The 23377-nt window shown below is 59.2% G+C and carries 23 protein-coding genes and 1 pseudogene; 16 read left to right on the forward strand and 8 right to left on the reverse strand.

The genetic code is table 11. The features are described 5' to 3' along the window. Positions 1-50 precede the first annotated feature (50 nt). The 4 genes from AB8B29_RS30605 (at position 51) to AB8B29_RS30620 (ending at position 4375) form a co-directional block, all read left to right on the forward strand. Complete coding sequence (locus AB8B29_RS30605; RefSeq protein ID WP_037198680.1) at positions 51-614, forward strand: hypothetical protein; 564 nt, start codon at positions 51-53, stop codon at positions 612-614. Beyond that, positions 611-1603, forward strand: a complete 993-nt coding sequence (locus tag AB8B29_RS30610; RefSeq protein ID WP_037198679.1) for an NAD(P)H-quinone oxidoreductase — start codon at positions 611-613, stop codon at positions 1601-1603. The genes AB8B29_RS30605 and AB8B29_RS30610 overlap by 4 nt, the downstream gene beginning before the upstream one ends. An 85-nt stretch (positions 1604-1688) precedes the next feature. Next, positions 1689-2534 (forward strand): nitroreductase family protein, encoded by an 846-nt coding sequence (locus AB8B29_RS30615; RefSeq protein ID WP_051963890.1) that lies wholly within the window; start codon positions 1689-1691, stop codon positions 2532-2534. A 245-nt stretch (positions 2535-2779) separates the two neighbouring features. Further along, positions 2780-4375, forward strand: coding sequence for a Na+/H+ antiporter (locus tag AB8B29_RS30620; protein ID WP_037198678.1), 1596 nt, complete (start codon positions 2780-2782; stop codon positions 4373-4375). Positions 4376-4615: 240 nt separating this feature from the next. On the opposite strand, the gene AB8B29_RS30625 is transcribed toward AB8B29_RS30620, so the two are convergent. Both AB8B29_RS30625 and AB8B29_RS30630 read right to left on the reverse strand, forming a co-directional pair. Further along, positions 4616-5659: an MsnO8 family LLM class oxidoreductase gene (locus AB8B29_RS30625; protein WP_051963888.1), complete on the reverse strand. Its 1044-nt coding sequence runs from the start codon at positions 5657-5659 to the stop codon at positions 4616-4618. Positions 5660-5664: 5 nt separating this feature from the next. Beyond that, a complete protein-coding gene (locus AB8B29_RS30630; protein WP_439006976.1) occupies positions 5665-6642 on the reverse strand; it encodes an MsnO8 family LLM class oxidoreductase in 978 nt (325 codons plus the stop codon). Between the two features lie 403 nt (positions 6643-7045). Between AB8B29_RS30630 and AB8B29_RS30635 the strand changes: the two genes are divergently transcribed. Both AB8B29_RS30635 and fdhD read left to right on the forward strand, forming a co-directional pair. Further along, on the forward strand, positions 7046-7627 hold the full coding sequence (locus AB8B29_RS30635) for a response regulator transcription factor (protein WP_051963887.1): 582 nt from the start codon (positions 7046-7048) through the stop codon (positions 7625-7627). Then, complete coding sequence (fdhD, locus tag AB8B29_RS30640) at positions 7624-8436, forward strand: formate dehydrogenase accessory sulfurtransferase FdhD (RefSeq protein WP_037198675.1); 813 nt, start codon at positions 7624-7626, stop codon at positions 8434-8436. Before AB8B29_RS30635 ends, fdhD begins: the two co-directional genes overlap by 4 nt. 47 nt (positions 8437-8483) lie before the next feature. Here the strand turns inward: fdhD and AB8B29_RS30645 are convergent, their stop codons facing one another. Together AB8B29_RS30645 and AB8B29_RS30650 are read right to left on the reverse strand one after the other, a co-directional pair. After that, a complete protein-coding gene (locus AB8B29_RS30645) occupies positions 8484-9128 on the reverse strand; it encodes a response regulator transcription factor (protein ID WP_037198673.1) in 645 nt (214 codons plus the stop codon). 53 nt (positions 9129-9181) lie between these two features. Next, on the reverse strand, positions 9182-11476 hold the full coding sequence (locus AB8B29_RS30650; RefSeq protein ID WP_037198671.1) for an FdhF/YdeP family oxidoreductase: 2295 nt from the start codon (positions 11474-11476) through the stop codon (positions 9182-9184). 230 nt (positions 11477-11706) lie between these two features. On the opposite strand from AB8B29_RS30650, the gene AB8B29_RS30655 reads away from it, so the two are divergent. The 10 genes from AB8B29_RS30655 (at position 11707) to AB8B29_RS30700 (ending at position 19361) form a co-directional block, all read left to right on the forward strand. Further along, positions 11707-12255, forward strand: a complete 549-nt coding sequence (locus AB8B29_RS30655; protein ID WP_162740579.1) for a DUF992 domain-containing protein — start codon at positions 11707-11709, stop codon at positions 12253-12255. A gap of 111 nt (positions 12256-12366) precedes the next feature. Beyond that, the gene (locus AB8B29_RS30660; RefSeq protein ID WP_052212275.1) at positions 12367-12822 is read left to right on the forward strand and encodes a hypothetical protein; all 456 of its coding nucleotides are present in this window, start codon (positions 12367-12369) and stop codon (positions 12820-12822) included. Positions 12823-13190: 368 nt separating this feature from the next. Next, on the forward strand, positions 13191-13391 hold the full coding sequence (locus tag AB8B29_RS30665; protein ID WP_037198668.1) for a hypothetical protein: 201 nt from the start codon (positions 13191-13193) through the stop codon (positions 13389-13391). A 184-nt stretch (positions 13392-13575) separates the two neighbouring features. Beyond that, positions 13576-14052: a DUF992 domain-containing protein gene (locus AB8B29_RS30670; RefSeq protein ID WP_037198666.1), complete on the forward strand. Its 477-nt coding sequence runs from the start codon at positions 13576-13578 to the stop codon at positions 14050-14052. A gap of 105 nt (positions 14053-14157) precedes the next feature. Beyond that, complete coding sequence (locus AB8B29_RS30675; protein WP_051963884.1) at positions 14158-15009, forward strand: DUF1003 domain-containing protein; 852 nt, start codon at positions 14158-14160, stop codon at positions 15007-15009. Between the two features lie 82 nt (positions 15010-15091). Beyond that, on the forward strand, positions 15092-15661 hold the full coding sequence (locus tag AB8B29_RS30680; RefSeq protein ID WP_037198665.1) for an HdeD family acid-resistance protein: 570 nt from the start codon (positions 15092-15094) through the stop codon (positions 15659-15661). 169 nt (positions 15662-15830) lie between these two features. Beyond that, complete coding sequence (locus AB8B29_RS30685) at positions 15831-17087, forward strand: chloride channel protein (RefSeq protein WP_162734455.1); 1257 nt, start codon at positions 15831-15833, stop codon at positions 17085-17087. Positions 17088-17347: 260 nt separating this feature from the next. Further along, entirely contained in the window at positions 17348-17863 is a 516-nt protein-coding gene (locus tag AB8B29_RS30690) for a Dps family protein (protein WP_037198664.1), read from the forward strand. 14 nt (positions 17864-17877) lie between these two features. Then, positions 17878-18852 carry an alpha/beta fold hydrolase gene (locus AB8B29_RS30695; protein ID WP_037198741.1) on the forward strand — a complete coding sequence of 325 codons (975 nt, stop codon included), beginning with the start codon at positions 17878-17880 and terminating at the stop codon, positions 18850-18852. 242 nt (positions 18853-19094) lie between these two features. Continuing rightward, complete coding sequence (locus tag AB8B29_RS30700; RefSeq protein ID WP_037198663.1) at positions 19095-19361, forward strand: hypothetical protein; 267 nt, start codon at positions 19095-19097, stop codon at positions 19359-19361. A gap of 204 nt (positions 19362-19565) precedes the next feature. On the opposite strand, the pseudogene AB8B29_RS30705 reads toward AB8B29_RS30700, so the two are convergent. The 4 genes and pseudogenes from AB8B29_RS30705 to AB8B29_RS30720 all read right to left on the reverse strand — a co-directional run. After that, a pseudogene (locus tag AB8B29_RS30705) lies at positions 19566-19676 on the reverse strand (hypothetical protein); the annotation flags it as partial. A gap of 125 nt (positions 19677-19801) precedes the next feature. After that, positions 19802-20515, reverse strand: a complete 714-nt coding sequence (locus AB8B29_RS30710; protein ID WP_081938793.1) for a molybdopterin-binding protein — start codon at positions 20513-20515, stop codon at positions 19802-19804. A gap of 99 nt (positions 20516-20614) precedes the next feature. After that, the gene (locus AB8B29_RS30715; RefSeq protein ID WP_439006977.1) at positions 20615-22216 is read right to left on the reverse strand and encodes an MFS transporter; all 1602 of its coding nucleotides are present in this window, start codon (positions 22214-22216) and stop codon (positions 20615-20617) included. After that, on the reverse strand, positions 22213-23319 hold the full coding sequence (locus AB8B29_RS30720; RefSeq protein WP_037198660.1) for an HlyD family secretion protein: 1107 nt from the start codon (positions 23317-23319) through the stop codon (positions 22213-22215). The genes AB8B29_RS30715 and AB8B29_RS30720 overlap by 4 nt, the downstream gene beginning before the upstream one ends. Between the last annotated feature and the right edge of the window lie 58 nt (positions 23320-23377).

A 23377-nucleotide genomic window follows, 5' to 3' on the forward strand; every position in this document is an offset into this window, starting at 1 on the left:
CGGAAAGGCCTTGGGTTCGGGTGCAAAAAACAGACCGAAAGGATAGAACCATGAAAGTCATCACCGACAAGCTGCTTTCGCTCTCCGCTTACTCGCACGAGATCGACGTCCCGCTCGACCAGATCGATATCGCCGATTGGCTCTTCAACCTGCCGGAAGCGGAATATCAGCGTTGCTGCGTGCCGGATCACGTCTCGTGCGGCGCCACCTTCACCGATGATGGCCGCAAGATGTCTATCAACGTCGAGAAGATCGGCACGGGCCTGGTCATCCAGCACTATGTCGCCGACGAGGCCACGCCGTCCTATTGCCGCATGAATTCCATCTCCGACGTCTTCACGCCCACCGGCGAGCGCACGCAGGTCAATGTCATCTGGGAGCTGATCGCGGAAGCGATCGATGGCAACCGCACCCGTTACACCAACAAGGTTACCTGCCACCCGACCGACGCCTTCATGGCCTTCATCGAGCAGCACGGCCAGTCGTTCGAAGATGCTGCAGCTGCCCGCCAGGCTGCCGGTGGTGACCACAACCATCGCGAAACGCCGTTCTTCGCCGAAAGCATTGCCCGCAAGGCTCGCGCTCGCGCCGCCGCCAAGGTCGCTGCAGAGTGAAGGCGATCGTCTATGACAACTTCGGCAAGGCAGATGTTCTCCGCCTTGACGAGGTTCCCAAACCGGAGCCGCGCCCAGGCGACCTCCTTGTCGAGGTCAAGGCACTCGGTGTTAACCGCGCCGACCTGCTGCAGCGCCAAGGCTATTACGGCACCCAAACCTATGGAGAAAGTGCCTTGCTGGGATTAGAGCTGTCGGGCAGAGTTGTTGCCGTCGGATCCGACGTGACGGACGTGGAGCCTGGCGATCACGTCATGGCTATCGTCGGCGGTGGCGCCTATGCCGAGTATGCGCGTGTCGACCGAGGCATGGCAGTGGCCATTCCTGAAGGTTTCGGCTTCGTCGAGGCCGCAGCAATCATGGAATCCTTCGTCACCGCCTGGGAGGCGCTCGTTCATCTTGGCGAGATCGCGCCTGGCAGTTCCATCCTCATTCATGCGGCAGCTGGTGGTATCGGCTCGGCGGCAGTCCAGATCGGCAGTGCTCTGGGAACACGCGTCTTCGCGACCGCGTCTGCGTCGCGACGGGCGGAAGTCGAGGCACTCGGTGCGGAGCGTGTCTTCGACTACAACTCCGAGGACTTCGAGCTCGGCATCCGTGATGCCACTGATGGCCAGGGCGTCGATGTGATCGTCGATTTCGTAGGTGGCCCTTATCTCGGGCGCAACCTTCGCAGTCTGCGTCCCGGCGGCCGGCTGGTCCAGGTTGGGCTACTTAGTGGCCAGGACAACACAGACATTTCATTGGGCCTCGTCCTCCACAACCACCTGAAGATCATCGGCACGGTGATGAAATCGCGCAGCGCTGAAGAAAAGCGCGAAATGGTCCGCCGGTTTACCGAAGACGGTCTTCCCATGTTCCGCGATGGCCGATTGCGGCCAGTGATCGGGCAGACTTTCCCGCTTGCTCGCGCCTCTGCTGCCCACAGTGCAATGGAAACAGGTGGCGGCTTCGGGAAGATCGTTCTCACGATCGATAACGAGGACTGATTCCCACGGTTACCGCCGCTTGGCGGTGACCGCCGATTTTTGAGACCGCAATCGCGGCGAAAGCCGTTCACAAGCGAGCGTAGCGATGGACTACTATAAAAATTATGCCGTGAAATACGGTCGCCCTGTCGCTGATGCCGTTGCGGATCGATATGGTGACGCAGATAGCCTCGTCCGATCCGGCAATCCCATCATCGATCATATGTTGATGCATCGAAGCATTCGCCGGTTTACATCCGATTCGGTGGCCGAAGGCGATGTGAGGACTGCGATTGCCGCCGCCCAGTCGGCAGCGACGTCGTCCAACCTTCAGAGCTGGAGTGTAATCAAGGTGTCGGACCCGTCGCATAAGCAGGAGGTCAATCGCCTTTGCGGCAACCAGGGCCAGATCGACGATGCGCCCCTGATGCTCGTATGGCTAGCCGATCAGAGCCGCAACTATGCGATCGGTGAGGCTTACGACACACAGCTTGAGGCCTTCGACTATCTCGAATCAACGATGCTCGGCATGGTCGACACCTGCATTGCCGCTCAAAATGCAGCATTGGCATTCGAAGCGCTTGGCTACGGCACCTGCTTTATCGGAGCCGTGCGGAATAACGCCGAGGCGCTGGCGGCGCTCCTGCAACTTCCCGCACGGTGCGTTCCGGTCATCGGTCTCGCCGTCGGGCGGCCGCATCCCCGGCACGACAGCGACATCAAGCCGCGCTTGAGTCAGGACATCGTGGTGCATGACGAGGTCTATCGCGTTGCTGAAGGCCAGGAGATCACGGCCTACGATCGCGTCATGACAGAATTCCAGGGCAAACAGGGAATGGCTCCTCACGGATGGTCAGGGGCTGTTGCCGTCCGGCTGGGCACAAGAAGTGCGCTCCATGGCCGAGATCGGTACATGGAATTCCTTCGTGTAGCCTATATGGGGACGCGGTAACGCCTCCTCAGCCGGCGCCACAGACACGAGCAGAACGCAACATTTGTGCCGGTTCGCGACGAGCCATCTGATCGGCAGGCCGGCTCTCGCGACGAGAGAGTTCTGCCCTGGCGTAAGCGTCAAACCGGTTGGTTTCTGGGTCGATCGCGCCGGTCATACGCAGCTGAAATAGGTCCAAAAGGTCCTACGAACACGACCCGTGGTGCCGGCCTCGCTGGCGCATCCTGATCTGCGAGCCTGCCGACATGTCTATCGAACTCGACTACGAATTTCTTGTCGGTCTGCTGATGGCGGTGCTCGTTTTGGCGTTCGCCGCCAAACACCTTCACTTACCCTCTGCTGCCGCCCTGATTGGCGGCGGAATCGCGCTTGCCTTCATCCCCGGAATTCCTGTCGTCGCGATGGATCCCAATCTCGTGATGGTCGTGTTTCTGCCGCCGCTTCTTCTCAGCAGCGCGTATCAGACCGTCTGGCTCGACTTCAAACAGTATTTTGCGGCGATCTCGTCGCTGGCCGTGGGCGCCGTGGCGTTCACGACACTATCTGTGGGGGCGATGGTCCATTGGCTGCGCCCGGATATTCCCTGGTCTGCTGCGTTTGCATTGGGTGCCATCGTATCGCCCCCGGACGCAGTTGCCGCGCGCGCCGTGCTCGATAAATTGCGACTACCCACCCGTGTGACGACGGTCCTGACTGGCGAGAGCCTGGTCAACGATGCGAGCGGCCTTGTCCTCTTCCATTTTGCCGTCTCTGCAGCGGTGAGTGGCACTTTCGACGCGCCGGTGGGAGCCGCGACTTTCTTCGTGGTGTCGCTTGGCGGCGTGATGGTCGGTGCGACGCTCGGTTGGGTGGCCCTGCGGCTTTTGCGACATTTCCAAAGCAGCGAGTTGATCGTCACAGCCACGCTGCTGCTTGCAGCCGTATCCTATATGATCTCCGATCGACTGGGCTTTTCCGGTGTCCTTGCCACGGTGACGACCGGCCTGATGTTGGGATGGCAACAGCACGAGATCTTTTCCGCAGCGACACGCATCAGGACGCAGGCATTCTGGCGTGTCCTCGTGTTTCTGTTGGAATCTCTACTGTTTGTGCTGATAGGTCTGTCTCTGCGCCAGGCACTCAATCACTTTGAGAGCGTCGGTGACGGCATTCAAACATTGGGGATTCCTGTTGCGGCCGTCGTCGTCACCGTGATCGTGACGCGTTTCGTGTGGCTTGTCGGATCGGATATGATTTGGACAGGGCTATCGCGGTTCGGAATACACCCCAAGCATCTTCCATCGCTCCCCGCGACCGTTATCCTAAGTTGGGCTGGTATGAGGGGTGCGGTGACACTGGCAGCCGCGCTGTCGCTGCCGATGGAATTCCCGGGACGCGACCTGATATTGGCATCCGCCTTCGGAGTGATACTGGTCACCGTGCTGTTGCAGGGCACGACACTGCCGCTCGTCATCAAACTGTTTCCTTCGATCACGCCGAAAAGCAATGCTCAACTGGCAAGGGATGAGACTGGAATACGCAAGAAGATTGCCGATATTCAGTATCAGGCAATGCTCGAATACCTCCATACGAGTCGGGCGCGGGGCCTGCCCCATATGTCGGATCGCTACCTCTTCAGTGTCTTATCAGCCCCGCATTTCAACATAGCGCCAGAGAGAAAGAAGTCGCTGTCTGCCGAGCATTTCGAGGCAATCCTGGCGGCAATTCGAGCGGGACGCGCTGAAGTTCTGAAATTGTATAGGACTGGTCACGTCACTGACCGGGTCATGCGGAATATCGAGCAGGATCTGGACTTGCAAGAGCTCGCCACGCTTAGGCGACGCGACGAGCGCGTCGTCTGACATTCATACCTGATCTGTGCCAGGACGCGACCCACCGCGGATCCACCCAAAATGAACTTTCAAGATGCAAGGGTAACTCGTTTGGGATAGTGGCGGAGCTTGTGGACCACTCCGTCTCAGTCGATTGCCGCAAAGTCGTTATCGGTCGCTTCGAGGACCTCAACTCGGGCGGGATCTCTCAGAATCTTTGCGAACTTGGATTTGAAGGCGCCACTGGAAAGTCGCGCCCGATCTCAGTGCCTACTGAGGGAAGCGCTCAGCCAACGCGGCAAGGGTAGATTCGCGGTTCGGCGCCCGGTCCGCTGGCTGCGAAGAATAGGCCGACACCACCGGATTTATCATCATCTCCGACACGCCGAGATCGGCAGCAAGATTTGCAACTCCTTCGGCGGCACGGTCCGGCGATCCGATGATCCAGGATCGACGAAACATCTGCACGAGACTTTCGTGGCGAGATGGAAACTCCTTTCCATCGGCTTCCTCGACCAGCATTTGCGACTGCACGGGCTCGCCCGATCGGAATGATGACATGAAGAACAACTGCGGGCGAGCCAGCCGCTCTGCTTCTTCGTCGGTTTCTCCGATCACCACGATCGCCGAAACGAGGACCTTCGGCTCCGCCAGATAGGCGCTGGGTTTGAAGCGTTCCCGGTAGAGCGCGATCGCTTCCTTGGCGCCTTCAGCTCGGATGTGATAGCCGAAGGCATAGGGCAAACCGAGCTCCGCGGCGAGCTGCGCTGAATACCAGGATGTCCCCAATATCCAAGGCGCCGGCGCACTTGAAGCGTTGGGGACCGCCCTGAAGGTGAATTCGCGGTCATCCTGCGAGACAGTGAGACCTTCTGGCCGATTGAGGGCAAGCAGATTGCGCAGGTCGCCGATCATCGCTTCATCGGATTTCATCTCGGTGCCGCCACGCAGAAGCGAGCTCGTCGCCCAGTCGGCGCCGGTCGAGCGGCCGATGCCAAGGTCGACGCGGCCGGGATAGCAGGCCTCCAGCAGACCCATCTGTTCTGCGACGAGCAGCGGCGGGTAATGCGCCAGAAGCACGCATCCACCGATCCGGATGCGCGCCGTATGCGCTCCAATGACTGGCGCAAACGCGGCCGTATGGCTGGCTGCGACGGCCGCGACGTTGTGATGTTCCGCCAACCAGTAGCGGTGATAGCCGAGCTTCTCTCCAAACTTAGCCAGTTCAATCATGGAATTGAAGCAATCCGTCGCCGTCTGGTTCGAGCGGATCGGGCCGATGTCGAGGATGGATAGGGTCAGCTTCTCGCTCATGTCGGTCAGCTCACAATTCTGTCGGCGATCTGGTGGAAGGCGCGGATCTTGTCCTCGATGTCGAAGCACATCATGGTCAGCATGATTTCATCAGCATCATAGGCGGCGCCCCGCGCCGAGATTTCCGCCACGGCATCATCGATCAATCCGATGACTTCGCGGTTGGCGATCTGATCGAGATAGGCTTTCTGACTTGCGGAGAAGTCGATGCGATCGAGCGTGTCCGGTGATGGGACGGCCTTCGGATAGTTGCCGCTATCGCGCATCAGCCTGAAATAGTCGGAGGCCTTCTTCAGTTCCGCCAGTTTCGCCGGCGTATCCGCGCCGACGAAGTTAAGCGCGATCAGGACGCGCGGCTCGGGGAATTCAGGCGAAGGTCTGAAATTGCGTCGATACAGATTGACGGCTTCTCGCGTCGCCGCCGGATTGATGAAGAGCGCGATGGCAAGGCCCATTCCCTTTTCGGCCGCCATGCGCCCGCTCTCCGGATGAGAGCCGGCAGAGAGGAGCCAAAGCGACGGGGCACCGTCCACCTTGGGCATTGCAATCGCCTTCTGGTGCTCGTCGTGGAAGAAGCGCTCGAGCTGACCGACTTGCTGGGGAAAGTCGATCCCTTCGGGAGGGTTGAGGAGAGTGGTGGAATAGGGATCTCCGCCACTCGCACGTCCGATACCGCAATCGATACGGCCGGGAAACAGGGCTTCCAGAACCCGGAAATTCTCAGCCACCTTGTACGCGGAATGGTTCGGCAGCATAATCCCACCCGAACCAAGCCGAATACGGTCAGTCTTGGAGCCGACGGCGGCCAACAAAACCTCCGGGGACGAGCCCTGTAGAATGCTCATGTTGTGATGTTCTGAAAGCCACAGCCGCTCGTAGCCGGGATAGTCTGCCTCCCGCGCCAACCACACCGTGTTCTGGATCGCATCTGCCGGAGAGCTATTTTCCGAAAGGGTCGACTGTTCGAGGATGGAGATTTTCACCGCTGTTCCTTTGATGAAGGGTGGCTACCCTTCTCATGCTGTCGGTTCGCATGCCGGCAGGGACATTTTGAGAGAGTACGCCTGCGTGAGTATTCGCGAGCTAGATTGTCCGGGCGAGCCGTTTAAGCCGATTACCGCCGGTTGACCGTGGGTACGCTAGACGAAGGTGTGTGGGCCCGTAACTATACGAGAGTGTAGGGACGGTTATTCCTAGATCCAGTGGCTGAGACGGCCTGCATTCCGGGGGTGGAATGCCAGGGGAGGATCGCGCGCGGTGTCTCAAATGCACGCTTGGGCATCAGACTGGGCTACCGCTCGTATGGGCTAACCTAGCCCTACGTATAGTTCAGACGCGTTGCCGATCGCCGTAATCTGCAGTTGGCTCGAGATCTGGAAGGTGGACATGGCAGAAGGACGTTTGGAGAAAGATTTCCCTGGCCGACCGGTTCGCCGATCGGTGCTGATCGCAGATCCAGTGCTGGCCCTCGACGCCGAGATCGCTCAACGCCTCGTTCGCGAAGGCTTTGACGTCATGGTGGCGAGACGCGTATCGGACGCCGCAAGCCAGATGGCCGCAGCGGAAATCTCATACTGCATGACTGAACTGAGGTTCTCTGACGGCACGGGCTTCGACATCTTGCGCATGATCGCTGGACATCATCCATCCTGCAGAACCATTGTTCACAGCGGCCACTGCGATATCGCCACCGCGGTTGCGGTCGCGCGCGCTGGCGCAGCTGACGTCTTGCCGAAGCCGATGACAACCGATTTCCTTCTGGCGGTCTTGCTCGACCGGGACTTGAGACACTCGGGCTGTATGGAAACCTTGCAAGGCCCAAACGTGGTCCGCGAGGAGCATATCCGGCAGGTTCTGATATCTTGTGGGGCCAATGTATCACGCACCGCTCACCGATTGTCGATGCATCGGCGCACCCTTCAACGGATGCTGGAAAAATCGCCATCTCTTCGGGCGCTGGTCCGATGACCCTTCTTCGACCGACACTGCAATCGACGCCAAGCCGCTCCGTCAAAAATACCCATTTCGAGCGAAGCACCGTCCGCCTCGTACCTGAGGAGGTCCCGGTCGCGATCTCTTATGCTGGCTCCTCGCATGCCGTTTTGATGGCCACGCCGGATGATCTCGTCGACTTTGCGATCGGCTTCAGTCTGACGGAAGGGATCGTCCAGAGTGCTTCGCAAATCCGTTCGGTTGACGTCGTCGAAGGCGAGCTCGGGATCGACGTGCAGGTCTTTCTCGCCGACGATGTGTCAGACCGGCTGCGCGCAAGAAAGCGCAGCATGGCCGGCCCCGTAGGCTGTGGGCTTTGCGGTATTGAGTCGATCGATCAGGCGATGCGTACCCTACCTGACCTGTCTGCGGTCGAACTCCGGATGTCGCATGCCACTATTGTGGCGGCGACGGCGGAGCTGGCCAGGGCACAGGACCTTCATCGCCAAACCAGGGCAGTTCATGCAGCTGGTCTCTATGTTGAGGGGAGGGGCCTCGTCGGAGCGCGCGAGGATGTCGGTCGCCACAACGCTCTGGATAAACTCTGTGGCTTCGTGTTCAGGTCATCCATTGCGGCGGAAAAGGGCGCTGTCGTCGTTACCAGCCGCATATCGGTCGAGATGGTGCAAAAGACCGCCATGCTGGGCTGTGCGATGCTGATTGCAGTATCTGCTCCGACTGCGCTCGCCATCCGAACGGCTGAAGCGGCCGGCATCACCCTGATTGCGCTTGCGCGTGGTGAAGACTTCGAAATCTTCTCGAATCCCCATCGTGTTGGCCCATAACGGGGTTATTTCCTCGTCACCAAGCCTACCAACCAGCGCTTGCGAATTCAGGGCTGCTTTCCGTAGCCGAGCGCCTCGCCGACCCGCACAAGATCGGCAAGTGAGCGCACATCCATTTTGCGCATCACGTTTCCCCGGTGGAGTTTGACGGTTACCTCAGTAATACCGAGTTCGAAGGCGATCTGTTTGTTCATCAAACCGCGCACCACAAGCTGCATGACCTCCTGTTCCCGCGGCGTAAGTGTCTCATAAAGGGCCGCCGCCGCATCGATTGCCGTGTCGCCCTGACGGATCTCATCGTCACGGGCCAGCGCGACGTTCACGGCCTCGATCAGCGCCGCCTGATCGAAGGGTTTGGTGAGGAAGTCGGATGCACCGGCTTTGATCGCCTTCACGCTCATTGGGATATCGCCATACCCCGTCATGAAAATTATCGGCATCTTGTTGCCTTTGGCGTTCAGATGCGCCTGCAGTGCCAGACCGTCAAGATCTGGTAACCTGACGTCGAGCAGGATGCAGCCTGCTCCAGGCCTCGCGGCGGCCAGGAACGTTTCCGTATTTTCAAAGGCAACGGCGTCGATTGAAAGGGAATGGAAGAGGTCGACGAGCGATTCTCGCATGGAGAGGTCGTCGTCGACGATATAGACGACCGGACCGGGCGGACGGGCAGGGGGCTTTCGAGAGGCGATCATGAGATCAGTCTTTCCAACTCCTGCTCAAGCCATGTCAATGCCTGGGATCGCCGTCATGCCGCCTCTGCGCGGACAATCTTCACCGGAACGCCCTTATAGGCCGGCGTGCCGGACTTTCGGTCGTAATGGCTGAGTGCCACGATGGCATTCATCTCCGGATAATAGCCGCCGACTGAACCCTGCGGAAGATCATATGCGACGGCAGTATAGCCACGGACCGAGCGCTCGAGACCGTTTTCCGCCACGGCATGCACATCAATCCGGTCGCCTTCCTTCAGACCGCGGGAGGCAAGGTCCGCGGCGCTGATGAAGATGACATCGCGCCGCCCGAAAACGCCGCGGTATCGATCATCCAGACCGTAGACGGTGGTGTTGTACTGGTCATGACTGCGCATCGTGGCCAGCACGAGCGTATCCGGATCTTTCAGTCTCGGGTCCTCGTCGAGACCGCAGGCAATCAGAAAATTCGCCTTTCCGGTCGATGTCCGCCATTCGCGATGGGAGGCCGGGACATTCAGCCGGAAGCCGCCGCGCACCCTGACCCGCTTGTTGAAGTCGGCGAAATCGGGGAAGACGATCTCGATCTTGTCGCGAATGCGGTCATAATTCTCGATCATGCCGAGCCAGTCGATCCCATGCCTGTTGCCGACCGTGGCATGGGCAATGCCGGCGAGGATGGCCGGCTCCGACTTTAGGAACGGGCTCGGCGGATTGAGGAATCCGCGCGAGGCGTGAACCATCGACATGGAATCCTCGACCGTGACCGATTGCGGTCCGGATGCCTGCGTATCGAGGTCGGTGCGACCGAGACAGGGCAATACGATGCAGGTCTTGCCGGTCAGAAGGTGCGAGCGATTGAGCTTGGTCGAAATGTGGACGGCGAGATCGAGCTTGCGCATGCCGGCGAAGGTAATCGTCGGGTCAGACATTGCCACGGCCAGATTGCCGCCGAGGCAGATAAGTGCCTTGGAGCGCCCTTCGGCGATGGCCTCGATCGCTTCGATCGCATTGTGACCCTTGTCGCCCGTCGGGCGGAAGCCGAAGGCACGTTCCATACCGTCGAGAAGGGCGGTATTGGGGATTTCGGTGATGCCGACCGTGCGATCGCCCTGGACGTTGGAGTGGCCGCGAACCGGGCAGATGCCGGCGCCCTCGCGTCCGATATTGCCGCGAAGCAGGAGTAGATTTGTGGCCTGCTGGACATTGTGGGTGCCGTTGGCATGCTGGGTTAGACCCATGCCGTAGCAGAGAATGACATTCTTGGCCTTGAGATAGACGTCGACGGCGCTTTCAATCGATGCGCGCGACAGGCCGGAATAGTGGAGGATATTGTCCCAGCTGGTCGCTTCCACGTCGCGGCGCAGGTCTTCAATGCCGACCGTGTGTTGCTCGATAAAGGCCCGGTCGAGGACACCGCTGCCGCCATTGGCCAGATCCAGCGCATCCCTTTCGAAGATCAACTTCATCATGCCCTTGATCGCAGCCAGATCGCCGCCGGTGCGGACCTGATGGTAGGCCGAGGCAATCTCGGTCGAGGAGAATGTCGCCATCTCGATCGGGTCCTGCGGCGCCGCGAACTTTTCCAGCGCCCGCTCCTTGAACGGATTGAAGACAACGATCGGCGTACCCCGGCGCGACGCTTCGTGCAGCGTGGTCATCATGCGCGGATGATTGGTGCCGGGATTATGGCCGAAGCTGAAGATCGCATCGCAATGATCGAAATCTTCAAGCGTGACCGTGCCCTTGCCCACGCCGATCGATTCCGGCAGCCCGACGCTCGTCGCCTCGTGGCACATGTTCGAGCAGTCCGGAAAGTTGTTGGTGCCGAAGGCGCGCACGAATGCCTGATAAAGGAAGGCGGATTCATTGGAGGCGCGGCCGGACGTGTAGAATTCCGCCTGATGCGGACTTTCCAGTGCGTTGAGCTCCTTGCCGATAACGGCGAAGGCGTCGTCCCATTCGATTGGCTGATAGCGGTCGCTTGCCGCGTCATAGATCATCGGATGGGTGAGGCGCCCCTCGTTTTCCAGCTCGTGATCCGTCCAGGTCCACAGTTCGGAAACGGTATGGGTGGCGAAGAATTCCGGGCTGACGCGTTTGGCGGTCGATTCCCAGGTGATTGCCTTGGCGCCGTTCTCGCAGAATTCGAAGGACGATGTGTGCTTTGGATCGGGCCAGGCACAGCCAGGACAATCAAAGCCTTCCGGCTGGTTCGCCTTCAGAAGCGTCGCCGTCCCTTGGGCGACAACCTGCTGCCGGGCGAGTGTTTCGGCAACCGCCTTGAGGGCTCCCCAGCCGCCAGCTGGTTCGTTATACGCCTTGATGCCATCGGGCCGCTTCTTTGTCATCGGGGTCTCCACGGTTCGTATGCGGATAGCCTAGCAGCGAAAGGAGATGGCCGAAGCTATACAGAAGCATAGGTCGGCTCCTAAAAAACGAGATGCTGGAAATCGACGCCGGATAACATCGAGACATTTCGCCGAATGAGGCGTGCTGCTTCCCGCCAATCACCTCGCTCGTGAGGCAGGGCGGACCAAGACCCTCGTTTGGCCGACCTATATTCATGGATGATAGCCGGGTGAACCTTCGCGGCGTTACGACTTCATGGAAGCGCGCCGGCATCGGTCCGCAATCCAGCAGCGCGACAGCGGAGAAAGCTATGAATTGTATTTCGAAGATCGCAGTGGTGACCTTGTCCACGATGGTGGTCCCGCAATTGGGCCATGCCCAAGCTGCGTCAGGACCTTCAGCCGGAATGCTCGTCTGTGTGGTCGATACCCGAAAAGATGAAATGAGCGACCCTGATCAGGATGTCGTTTGCGATTTCATTTCGGCAAGTGACGGAAGCCAGACCCGCTACTATGGGACGATCAAGGACTTGGGAATCGACGTTGCCGAAATAGATGGCGGGCATATGACCTGGCTCGTGCGTAATCCTGCATCCATCGCCACAATCGCGGGTGCTTACGGGGCATCGCCTGCCGCATCAAATCTTCAGCTCCCTCCACATGCGATGGTTTTGTCCGGCGAAGGTGGGACGGGGATCGTGCTGCAACCCGCAATGCTCGAAGGCTATGGCCTGAATTTCGCAGTCGGCGTAAAGGCTCTCACACTCACCAAGTCATGAAGTTTAGCTCGCCCCATACGAACGCATAGGGCGGATGTCTACCCGTATGATTTTCGAACGGACGAGAACTGACGAAACTCCCCTCGTCAAATCCCCAATGGAGAGTGGAAAATGCCCTTCAAGAAACTTGCACCAAGCAATCGGCGTCTCGGTTTTGCAATCATCACCATGGCCGGCCTATCACTGGCGCTGGCATCCTGCGAAACGGTATCGCAGACCGTTCAGTCTAAAGAAGATAACCTCTCTGCCGCCGGCTTCGTTGTCCGCCCCGCAAACACGCCGGCTCGCGTTGCAATGCTGAAGCGCTTGCCTGCGAACAAATTCCTCATGCGCAGCCGGGGCAACACGGTGAGCTACGTCTATGCCGATCCGATCAACTGCAACTGCCTGTATGTCGGAACACAGAAGGCCTACAGCCAGTACCGCCAGACGCAGGCTCAGGAACGGATCGCCAATAGGCAACTGCTGGCGGCTCAGACCTACGCCGACGCGAAATGGGATTGGTCCGGCTGGGGACCTGACTTTCCGGAATTCTATGGTCCCTTCGGTGCAGGCTACGGCTGGTGATCAATCGGTATTCTGACACGCGCTGTGGCAGCAACGACATAGGCTCATCACCAGAGAACGTTGCATAAGGCTGCTTGATTGGGCCTGACCTCGGCGTGCCGAATGAATGCGCGGTTCCAGAAATGGAGCCGCGCATTTTTAGTTCCTGAATGACCTCGGTCCTGTTCCCACTTCCGATTGCCCTCTCGACCGAAAACGGAGACCTCAGCATAGCCCGTCCATACCTTCGTGTAGGGTTCAGGTTCCATGAGTATGATTTTCCCAGGCCGATCAAGTCCGTAACTTTCGGGTCGTCGCCAAAGAGCGGCGATAGGGGAGCGCTTTCGCATCGGCGTCTCGTCCCCAATGTCTACCGAAAGGAATATCTCATGAACCGCGTTTCGAAACTTGCCAGCGCTGCAATCCTGCCCTCCATGTCGTTTGCCGGCGCAAGCTATGCCGCCGATAGCCTGAAGATGAACTGGGAGCCCGAGCTCGAAAAGACCCTCACGACGTTCAAGGCGCCGTTCAACGTCGACTACACCGATGATTACAATCGCGGCGATGACGATACGAAGCCGGGCCGCTGATGGCAGCGTGACTTTCTGGTTGTAGTAATCGACCGGCCCGGGCCGGTCTCCGGCCCACCCATTCCCTTCTACGGTTCGTGGTTGTCCAGCACTCCTATCCACCCGCTGGCACGACGGCCGCCACGCGCTCCTTTCCAAGGATCGCCCTCCCTCGAATGATCCTTAGCTTGAAAGGACCCAAACTATGCGCAAACAACTTCTCTTCTCCGCAGCAATTGCCGCCCTGTCTTTCATCGGGGCTCAGTCCGCCTCAGCTGTCGAGCATGTCGAAGCCGGCCGCCTCGACTGTGACGTCTCTGCCGGTCTTGGCGTGATTGTCGGATCGCAGCAGGACATGAGTTGCGTTTTCACGCCCAGCGACGGTGGTGCGAAGGAAGACTATACCGGCAAGATTACTGAGTTCGGGATCGATATCGGTGAAGTCAGCAAGGCCAAACTGGCATGGCTGGTCTTCGCGCCGGCCTCCCGTGAGACCTCCGCGCTATCCGGCACGTATACCGGCATCACCGCTGATGCGGCGCTCGGCGTCGGTGTCGGCGCCAAGGTTCTCGGTGGCGGCCTGCATGGCACCATCGCCTTGCAGCCGATCGCGCTTCAGGCCGAAGAAGGCGTCAACGTCGCGGCCGGTATTACCGCCTTGACACTTCACACCAAGAACTAAGCGGAAAGCCCCGGCATGTGCGGCACCATGCGTGGCGCACATGCCGATCGTCGAGACATGAGGGGCATGTTTGCTCCTGGCATATGAGTATTGGGGATCAGTCGCGTGAACGCGCCCGTAACACATACCGCAAGAGCCAGCACAGGACGATCGCCGAAGGGAAGCAACCTGATTGCCAACCGGCCGATTGATGCCGTAAGTGGCGTGCTGTTGAGACCAGGCCACGAATGCCGCATCGATGAGCTACGGCCCGGGCTTGCCGACTACCTGCGCCGCCGGTACCCCTCGCTGAGACCTGATGACTATATCGATAAGGCCAGCATCGAAGAGTTGCGACGTCAGTCCATCCTTGATTTGCTACGAGAAGATCGCGGCGAACTGACGTCGATCGAGAACGAAGTCGCCGAAAGCATTGCGTCACGCGAAACTCTAACGGAAAACCCCGAAACCGAGTTTGACGATCGCGAGAGCCTCGGCAGCCGGGTTGCCGATCTCGTCGCAGACTTCGGCGGCAGCTGGCCGTTCATCATCGGCTTTGGCGGCTTCCTTGCGCTTTGGATGATATTCAACACGCTGGCCGGCCCCCGCGACATCTTCGATGCCTATCCATTCGTTCTTCTCAATCTCGTTCTATCGACGATCGCCGCTTTCCAGGCGCCGGTGATCATGATGAGCCAGCGTCGGCAGGAGGCCAAGGACCGCCTTCGCTCCACGAACGACTACAAGGTCAACCTTAAGGCGGAACTCGAAATCCGGCGGCTTCACGAGAAGGTCGATCATCTCATTCGGAAACAGCGCCGCTCGCTAGACCTGGCAGAGCGCCGAGAGACCAGATCGAACGTCGGGGCCGCCGGCAAAGTCCATCGGGTCAAGCCGGCCCGAATGACATCGTCGAAGGCGCGCTCGCCGTCGCTACGAAGGTCGATCACCGTAAGCCGAACTGAACTTACCCAATAACCCAAAGACCAGCAGCACCACAGTCGAGACCAGACCGACGTGATGAGCCCTTCCGATTTACCACCCTGTTTAGGAGCCGAACATGACCACCATCACCGCAAATTCCAATTTGAGCGCTGCGCTGAAGACCGGCCGCACCAGTTGGGTATGGTATGTGATCCTCGGAGTTGCCCTCATCGCCGTCGGCTTATTGGCCAGCATCAATCTCTTCGCCACAACCATCGTCTCGGTCATATATATCGCAGCCATGATGCTCGTCGGGGCTGTCTTCCAGATCGCTCACGCCTTCGCTGCCAGGAACTGGCGCCGACGCACGTTTGACCTGATCAGCGGCCTCTTCTACGGGGCGGCCAGTGCCATGTTGATCTTCGATCCCATCTTGTCAGCCGTCGATATCGCGCTTGTCATCGGAGCGCTGCTGATCGCGGCGGGCATCTTCCGGATCGCGACGGCTCTCCGAGATCGTTCCAGAACGGGGTGGGGTTGGGTGCTCTCGAGCGGGATCGCCACAGTCGTTGTCGGTTTGCTGATCGTTCTGACATGGCCAGCGGTCGGATTGGGCTTGCTCGGCGCCATGTTGACGATCGACCTATTGTTCCAAGGGTTCGGATTTCTCGCGTTCGGTATCGTCTTGCGGCACCTGGCCAGCTGATCTCCCAACGGCGCCGGGCGGCGGAGAACGACTGTCCGGCATGCCAGCGACGCGCAAAGAGGAGCGATCGATGTCATCCCAGGACTGCATCAGGGATTTGGGGGATGGGGGTAGGCCGGCTGGTCGAGGCATTGCTGAGCTTTTGCGAGTCTACATGCCGGGGACCTTGATGCCTCACCTGCGCTTGCTTTTCTATGCACTGCTCTGCGGGTTGCTATCGGGCCTTGGCGGCCTGTCCCTGGCGCTTCTACTTCATGCCATCCAGCATATAGCTTTCACCTACAGTCCTGGTGAAATCATCGGGTCCGAGAGCTTCCTGCAGGGCGTGTCAGCTGCCACGGCCGAGAGACGTATCCTGATCCTTTGCATTTGCGGGCTCGTCGCCGGTCTAGGGTGGTACAGTCTTGCCAGGTATGGTCGGCCGCTCCGTTCGGTCAATGCCGTGGCGAAGGGGGCAAGGTTGCCGCTGCTCGAAACCGCAGTCCACGCATTACTGCAGGTCGTCACGGTTGCCCTTGGCTCACCCTTGGGGCGTGAGGTGGCTCCGAGAGAAGTCGGCGCGCTCCTTGCCCAGCGGCTATTATCAGGCGCTGCCCTTGCCCCTGAGCAATGCCGCCTCCTGTTGTCGTGCGGGGCAGGCGCCGGTCTCGCCGCGGTTTACGATGTCCCCGTCGCGGGGACGGTATTCATCCTCGAAGTGGTGATGAAGCAGGCGCGTATTGCCGTCATATGGCCTGCCGCCGTCGCGAGTTTCACAGCGGCGATCGTCGCACGCTCGGCTTTGGGTGACGCGCCTCAATATCTGATACCCGACCATCACGTGACGTTGACGCTGGTGGTCGTCAGTGCTTTGCTGGGGCCGTTCTTCTCCGGCCTTGGCGCGGCCTTCAGGCGCCTGACAGCCTCCGTCACGCGAGACGCATCGCCGAGCCTTCGCGGGATATTTTACGCGCTTGCAGCCTTCGCCTTTATCGGGCTGTTGGCGGCCAAGGTGCCGGCACTTCTGGGAAACGGAAGAGGGCCGGCCGAACTCGCGTTTTCCCAGGAGATTTCCTTGCAAGCGGTTGCATGTCTAGTCGTCATGAAACTCGTGGCGATCGGGCTAGCCTTGAGGGTCGGTGCGAAGGGCGGGCTGCTAACGCCAGGATTTGCTATCGGGGCACTTATCGGTCTTCTTGCGGGCGGATCGCTCGCGGTTTGGTTTCCAGCTGTCGAGCCTGGAGCACTGGCGCTGATCGGTGGAACGTCATTTCTTGCCGCATCAATGCTGATGCCGATAACAGCTGTCTGCCTGGTGATGGAGTTTACCAATGCTCCTCTTGATATGGTGATCCCGATCGCAGCCGCGACAATCATGGGAGAGCTGTGCAGGCCTTGGATCAGGCGCGGAATTGCGCCGTTGCGAATCAAGTTCGCCGTGACCTGATACGTGTCACGGTTAGGACGACCTCGATAAATCCATGGGATTTCCGGCTGTGTTTGGCCGCACTGAGTTCTTCGGGGCGGCGAAAACGCGGTATTGATCATCGCGCGTAAGGCTCGGATTGCCGCGAAAATCCCGAGGCCACCTATACGAAGGTGCAGGCCGTCCGATACTTCAATCGGATATGAAGAGTCAGACAGTTTTCGTAGCTTCAGTCAGGTTTTCCGCAAGAGCGGCAACCAGTATTCATCCTGGAGATTGTCATGACCAGTCCGTCACTCGCCACACGGCGCCTTTCGCCGCTCACCACTCCCACCGACCTTGGTGCGATCGCTCGCCAGGAAATCTCGGCATCTCTGACCGCTCTGCTAGCGGATGTCTTCGCGCTCTATCTGAAGACGAAAAATTTCCACTGGCATATGTCCGGTCGCAACTTCCGTGACTATCACCTCCTTCTCGACGAGCACGGCGCAGAGCTCTTCGCGCTCACCGACGTGATCGCCGAGCGGGCCAGAAAGGTCGGCGGCACCACCTTGCGCTCGCTCGGTCATGCAACACGGCTTCAGCGGATCGCCGACAACGATGCCGACTTCGTCACGCCTGACGACATGCTGGCAGAGCTTCGCGAAGACAACACGCAGCTGGTTTCCATCCTGCGTGCGCTGCACGGCACGACCTCCGAGCATAACGATGTCGCAACGACGAGCCTGATCGAGGGCTGGATCGACGAAGCCGAACGCCGAGTCTGGTTCCTGTTCGAAATCTCCCGCAACGTCTGATGCGGTCGCCCTCCATGATCAGCAACTCTCTCCCGATCAATCGCCGCAACGTCCTGATTACAGGCGCCGCGACGGCCGCCGCAATGGCCCTTCCCTTTTCGTCCGCAGCGCAGGCGGCCACGAAGAAGCACCTGAAACAAGGAAATATGACAATGAGCTACGTTACCACCAAGGATGGCGTCGAGATCTTCTACAAGGACTGGGGTCCGAAGGATGCACAGCCGATCCACTTCCACCATGGCTGGCCGCTGTCGTCTGACGACTGGGACACCCAGATGCTGTTCTTCCTCTCCAAGGGCTATCGCGTCGTAGCACATGACCGCCGTGGCCACGGCCGTTCGAGCCAGGTCTCGGAAGGTCACGACATGGATCACTATGCCGCCGATGCCAATGCCGTCGTCGAACACCTGAACCTGAAGAACGCAGTCCATATCGGTCATTCGACCGGCGGCGGTGAAGTCGCCCGCTATGTCGCGAAATACGGCCAGCCGCAGGGTCGTGTGGCGAAGGCGATCCTGGTTTCCGCTGTTCCGCCACTGATGGTCAAAACGGCCTCCAATCCAGGCGGTACGCCGATTGAAGTCTTCGACGGCTTCCGCGCTGCGCTTGCCGCCAACCGCGCCCAGTTCTTCCTCGATGTCGCCTCCGGCCCGTTCTATGGTTTCAACCGTGCCGACGCGAAGGTCTCTCAGGGTGTTATCGACAATTGGTGGCGCCAAGGCATGATGGGCGCAGCCAAGGCTCACTATGACGGCATCAAGGCCTTCTCGGAGACAGATCAGACCGACGACCTAAAGAAGATCACCGTTCCCACGCTGGTCACGCAGGGCGATGATGATCAGATCGTGCCGTATCAGGATGCTTCCGAACTGCAGATCAAGCTGCTGAAGAACGGCACGCTGAAGATCTACAAGGGCTATCCGCACGGCATGCTCACGACCCATGCGGACGTGATCAATCCGGACCTCCTGGCGTTCATCAAGGGTTGATCGAGAGCAACAGTATGGCCGGCTGATTGGGCCAGGCTCTACCTCTTCACCCATACACATGGCGACCCGATGGTCGCCATGTGCGGAGCCTTCTTCGTGATAGATACAAGTGGGATCGAACAACGGAAGGGAGGGCCGAATTTCAACTTGCCTATATCTTCGTATGATAACCCGGAGCCGCGCCTGCAGCTAGAAGGTCATACACCACAGTCATCCCGACACGACCTTGGAGGCAAACGACGATGGACGAAGAGCTCACAATGTCCGAGATCCTGACCGATCCGCTCATCCGCGTGATGCTCACGGCCGACGGGATATCACTCACGGACTTTGCCGACTTCCTTCATGAAGCCGCGTTGAGGCTGCAGGCTGACACGTATGTATCTGCAGCGAAGGCGCATTCGCTTGAAGCTGACCCTATCAAGATTACGCCCACAAACCCTTGTGGCGCCGTAGCTTCCTTCCCGCGTTGTACGGTCCAGAGAGGTATTGGATTGGCATTCGCGTAGATTGGGGCGGTGCTCAATTCGAGCCTTCGGTGACATGACCCACCGTAGCTGCCGCCATTGCAGTGTCGCGGAAATCTTACAGACTGTCCGATTAACGCGATAGTTGTTTTGCCGATTTTGCGATGTTGTAGAATATGATGTTCTGCAGCAACCACTGGAATCGCAAACTGCGCCTTCCGCGACGAGGGGCTGCTGGTTTAGCCGCTACACGTCCCATAACTGGACCACATCGACGATATCACCCTGCTGCACGTCACCGCGGTTGCTGTTCAAGACGATCAACACTGTCGCATTTGAGATCGACTGGAGACTCGCAGATCCGCGCTCGTCATGCTTCTGACAGGGTCGATGACAAGCCGGCCGGGAAGGATTTGAGTGCGCCCCAGTGGTTTTGAAAAGGAGCGTGAAATCGGCAGCCTCAGGCGGTCGCTCTCAACGATCTAGCAGCCCGCCAACCGATAGACGAGTGTGCGACCCAGAATTGCGCATCCTGCAACTGCCGCGAGCGGGTTGCCGGGAAGGATGAGGATCGGGCAATGATCGACATCGCCGAAGCCGATTGGCTTGCCCGGCCGCATGTCGAGCCTCCAGAATTCCAGATGCCCGCGCTGAGAGACCGCTTGCGTCAGATGATCGGCAAAGCCGGCCGAGGCTCCCCCCGACGTGACGATCAGATCGTGGTCGCCTGCGGCGCCGACGAGGGCCGCGAGGAGCTGATCCATGCCGGTACGCCGGATATGAGGCTTATCGCTGGCTGATGTGAAAACGCGAACTCGATCGCCATTCATCCGAGCATTTTCCTGAACGACAACGCGATCTGCGCCCTTCGGAATCATCGCCCCAGTCATGATGCGCGCTGCTTGACCGGGTCCGATCTCATGGAAGCCTATTTCACCTGCAGCGATTACCGCCGTGACCTTGAGATCCGAACCGGTCTCGCCGGCGGTAAGATCTGCTGAGCGAACGGCGAAACCATCCATGGCGGCGTTGTCGAAACGGGGTAGCCCTGCCGGTGCTGTCGCATCACGTGCAAGAACGCTGCCGATTGCGTCACCCAATGGCATTTCCTGGGATCTCGGGAAGACCTCGAGATAGCTGGCAATGAACTCGCACGCCTCTGACAGGGTCTTGGGTATGGGATTATCAGTGCTCATGCTTTGCTCGTTGGCTGCCAATCCGCAGATACGCGGCCTGAATATCGCGACGAACCGGTGCGCCGTCGTCTGCTCAGTGACAGGGAACGCACGCAGCGATCAGCTTTTGGGCGCCTCAGGTGGGGGCGGCTTGAAATCCGGATGGAGAGGACCATAAGGCATCGATACCATAACCGCTGCAATAGCAAGACCAGCAATAGCCGCCCAGAATGACAGGACGAAAAGATCGCTGTAGGCAAGCACGGTTGCCTGGCTCCTGATCTGGGTTGCGACAACGGATAGGCTTTCAAGGTGGGCGCGTGTACCGGCGCCGAAAACATGCTGTAGCTTGCCAAGAAGCACATGTAATTGCTGCGACGTGGCCGAGATCGGGCTATTCAGGATGTCCGAATGATACTGTTCTCGGTGCCTCTGCAGTGTTGCGAGAATGCTCGTGGCGATTTCGACGCTGCCAAGCCGGACGACCTGAATATAGGCTGATACTGCTGTCGAGCGTGACGGATCTGAATTGCCGATGAGATAGACTATCGTGGCGAAGAAGGCGAAGGACTGGCCGGCTGTATGAAGGATGACTGTCGGGAAGAAGTTCCACGGCGCCCAGGATATCGTCAGTTGCGATCCAAACTGTGAGCCGAGAGCCATCAGTCCCAGGCCGAGCACGATGCACAATCGGGCGTCGAAGCGCCGCAGAAGCAGGCCGGCGAGTGTAATGAATAGAAAGACCGGGATGACCGCTCCGGTGAGATAGAGGCCTGCGATAGATATAGGCCTCAAGCCAACGACGTTTTGCAGGAAGCCTGGAATGGCAATCGATGCACCGGCGCTCGAAAGCGCGTAACAGATAATGATCGCATATCCGAGGCCGATATTACGGGTCATGATCACGCTGAAATGCGCCCAAGGATGCGTGACCAGGCTCTCGTTAATCAGAAACCCGATCGCCAGGATAAAACTGCCGGCGAGAAGCGCGATGATCGTGCCGGACTGCAGCCAGTCAAGGCGGTTGCCCTGGTCGAGCGCGACGTAGAGCATGGTCATGGATGATCCGAGCAGCATCATGCCACCCCAGTCAGCATTTTCCAGCAGGTTGACGTTGATCTGCTCCTTTGGCGCCGCGATGCACAGCAGAAGCGCGATCAGCGGCGCAACGATGACGTCCTGCCAGTACATCCATTGCCAGCCAAGATAGTCGCCGTAAAAACCGACCAGCACGAAGCCGAGGTTCTGCGACAGAGGGACCCGAAGAGAGTAGATGGCGATGCCGATCAGCCAGTATTTCTTGTCGAGGTTGCGAAAGATGACCATGATTGTCGCCGGAATGAACACCCCGAGCAGCAGGCCCCTGATCGCATGAAGGGCAAAGAGCAGCGGCCCGTCATTGACGAGCGGGATTTCCAGCGAGACGACGGAATAGACGAGCGCCGTCGGGATCATGATCCTGCGGACGCCAAAGACCGTCGCAAGCCAGGCGACGCCTGAGGCGATCAGGATCTGCGGTGCATTGGCGATGGTGCTGAGCCAGGATGCTTCATCGACACTCAACGAATAGGCCGCGCGCAAGTCCGGCAGACCCACCACGAGGACGCGTGTGTCAAACCCGACGACAAAGGAGGCGAGCATCAGGGCGGCGACGATCAGGATCGGTCGCGTGACCGTGGTGCCGCTGGTGATCGGACCGAACGAGCGAATAACCGTCGTCATGGACGTGCGCTGTCGGGCGTTTCGACTGTGACGGTAGCAGACATGCCGGGCCGAAGGCGGTCCATCAATGACTGGCCTCCGTCAATCGCAATCTTGACTGGAAGACGCTGGACGACCTTTGTGTAATTTCCCGTCGCATTGTCGGGGGGAAGAAGTGCGAAGATCGATCCGCTGGCTGGAGAGAGATCGATAACGGTGCCGCGCAGCAGCTCTCCCGGAAAAGTGTCGATCCGGATTTCGACCTTGTTGCCGGCGGACATGCGTGACAGCTGTGTTTCCTTGAAGTTTGCGGTGATATAGACGTTTGGTAGCGGGACCTCGGCCAAGATCCCCGCTCCGGCGCTGACAAAATCGCCCTCATGAACGAGCTTTCTGCCAAGCATCCCGTCGAAAGGCGCATAAATCCGCGTATAGCCCTCGTTGATCTTCGCCGTATCAAGATTGCCCTTGGCGGCATCGACCTGAGCCCTGAGCAATGGTTCCTGACCCTGCAGAACTTTCAATTGGGCCTGCTGTTGCGCAATCGCGGCGGCCGTCGATCGAACGGACGCGGTCGCCTGAAGCGCGGCAGCCTGTGCTTGTTGCAGAGCCTGTTGTGTCGTTGCGCCGCCGAGGTCGCTTTGGCGTTGATACTCTTCGACCGTCTGCGTCTGCTGGGCGAGGGCCGAGGTGTGCTGTGCTTCTGCCGCATCGATCGCGGCCTTCTGCAGCTCGATCTGGTTTGCCAGGTTTGCAAGCGTGGCATTTGCGGAAGCGAGATTGGCTGTGGAGACGGCGACCGCGGCTTCGTAGCTACGGGGGTCGATCTGCGCGAGCAGCTGCCCTTTCGTTACTCTCTGATAGTCGGCCACCGGCATGCTGCTTATCGTACCGCTGATCTGGGCACTCAGCGTCGAGATATCAGCGTTGACGATCGCGTCGTCGGTTGTCTGGCGAGAGGCACCAGCAACCCAGCTGTTCCAATCCAGCATGGTCGATGTCACTGCACAGGCAATGACGACGACTGCGAGAGCGGGGATTGCGACACGCTTGATTGTTGCCAAGACAGGTGAGGGGGCTAGCGCTGCGGAACTGCCTGTCCCTGTTGTGGTCTGATCAGTCATCTGTAGTGGAGCCTGTCCTGCGAGGTGTGACGAAAATTCTCGCGCGCAGGGTAACAAG

It is taken from the genome of Rhizobium sp. 11_C7_N12_5 (assembly GCF_051811145.1).
Taxonomy (GTDB): Bacteria; Pseudomonadota; Alphaproteobacteria; order Rhizobiales; family Rhizobiaceae; genus Rhizobium; species Rhizobium lusitanum.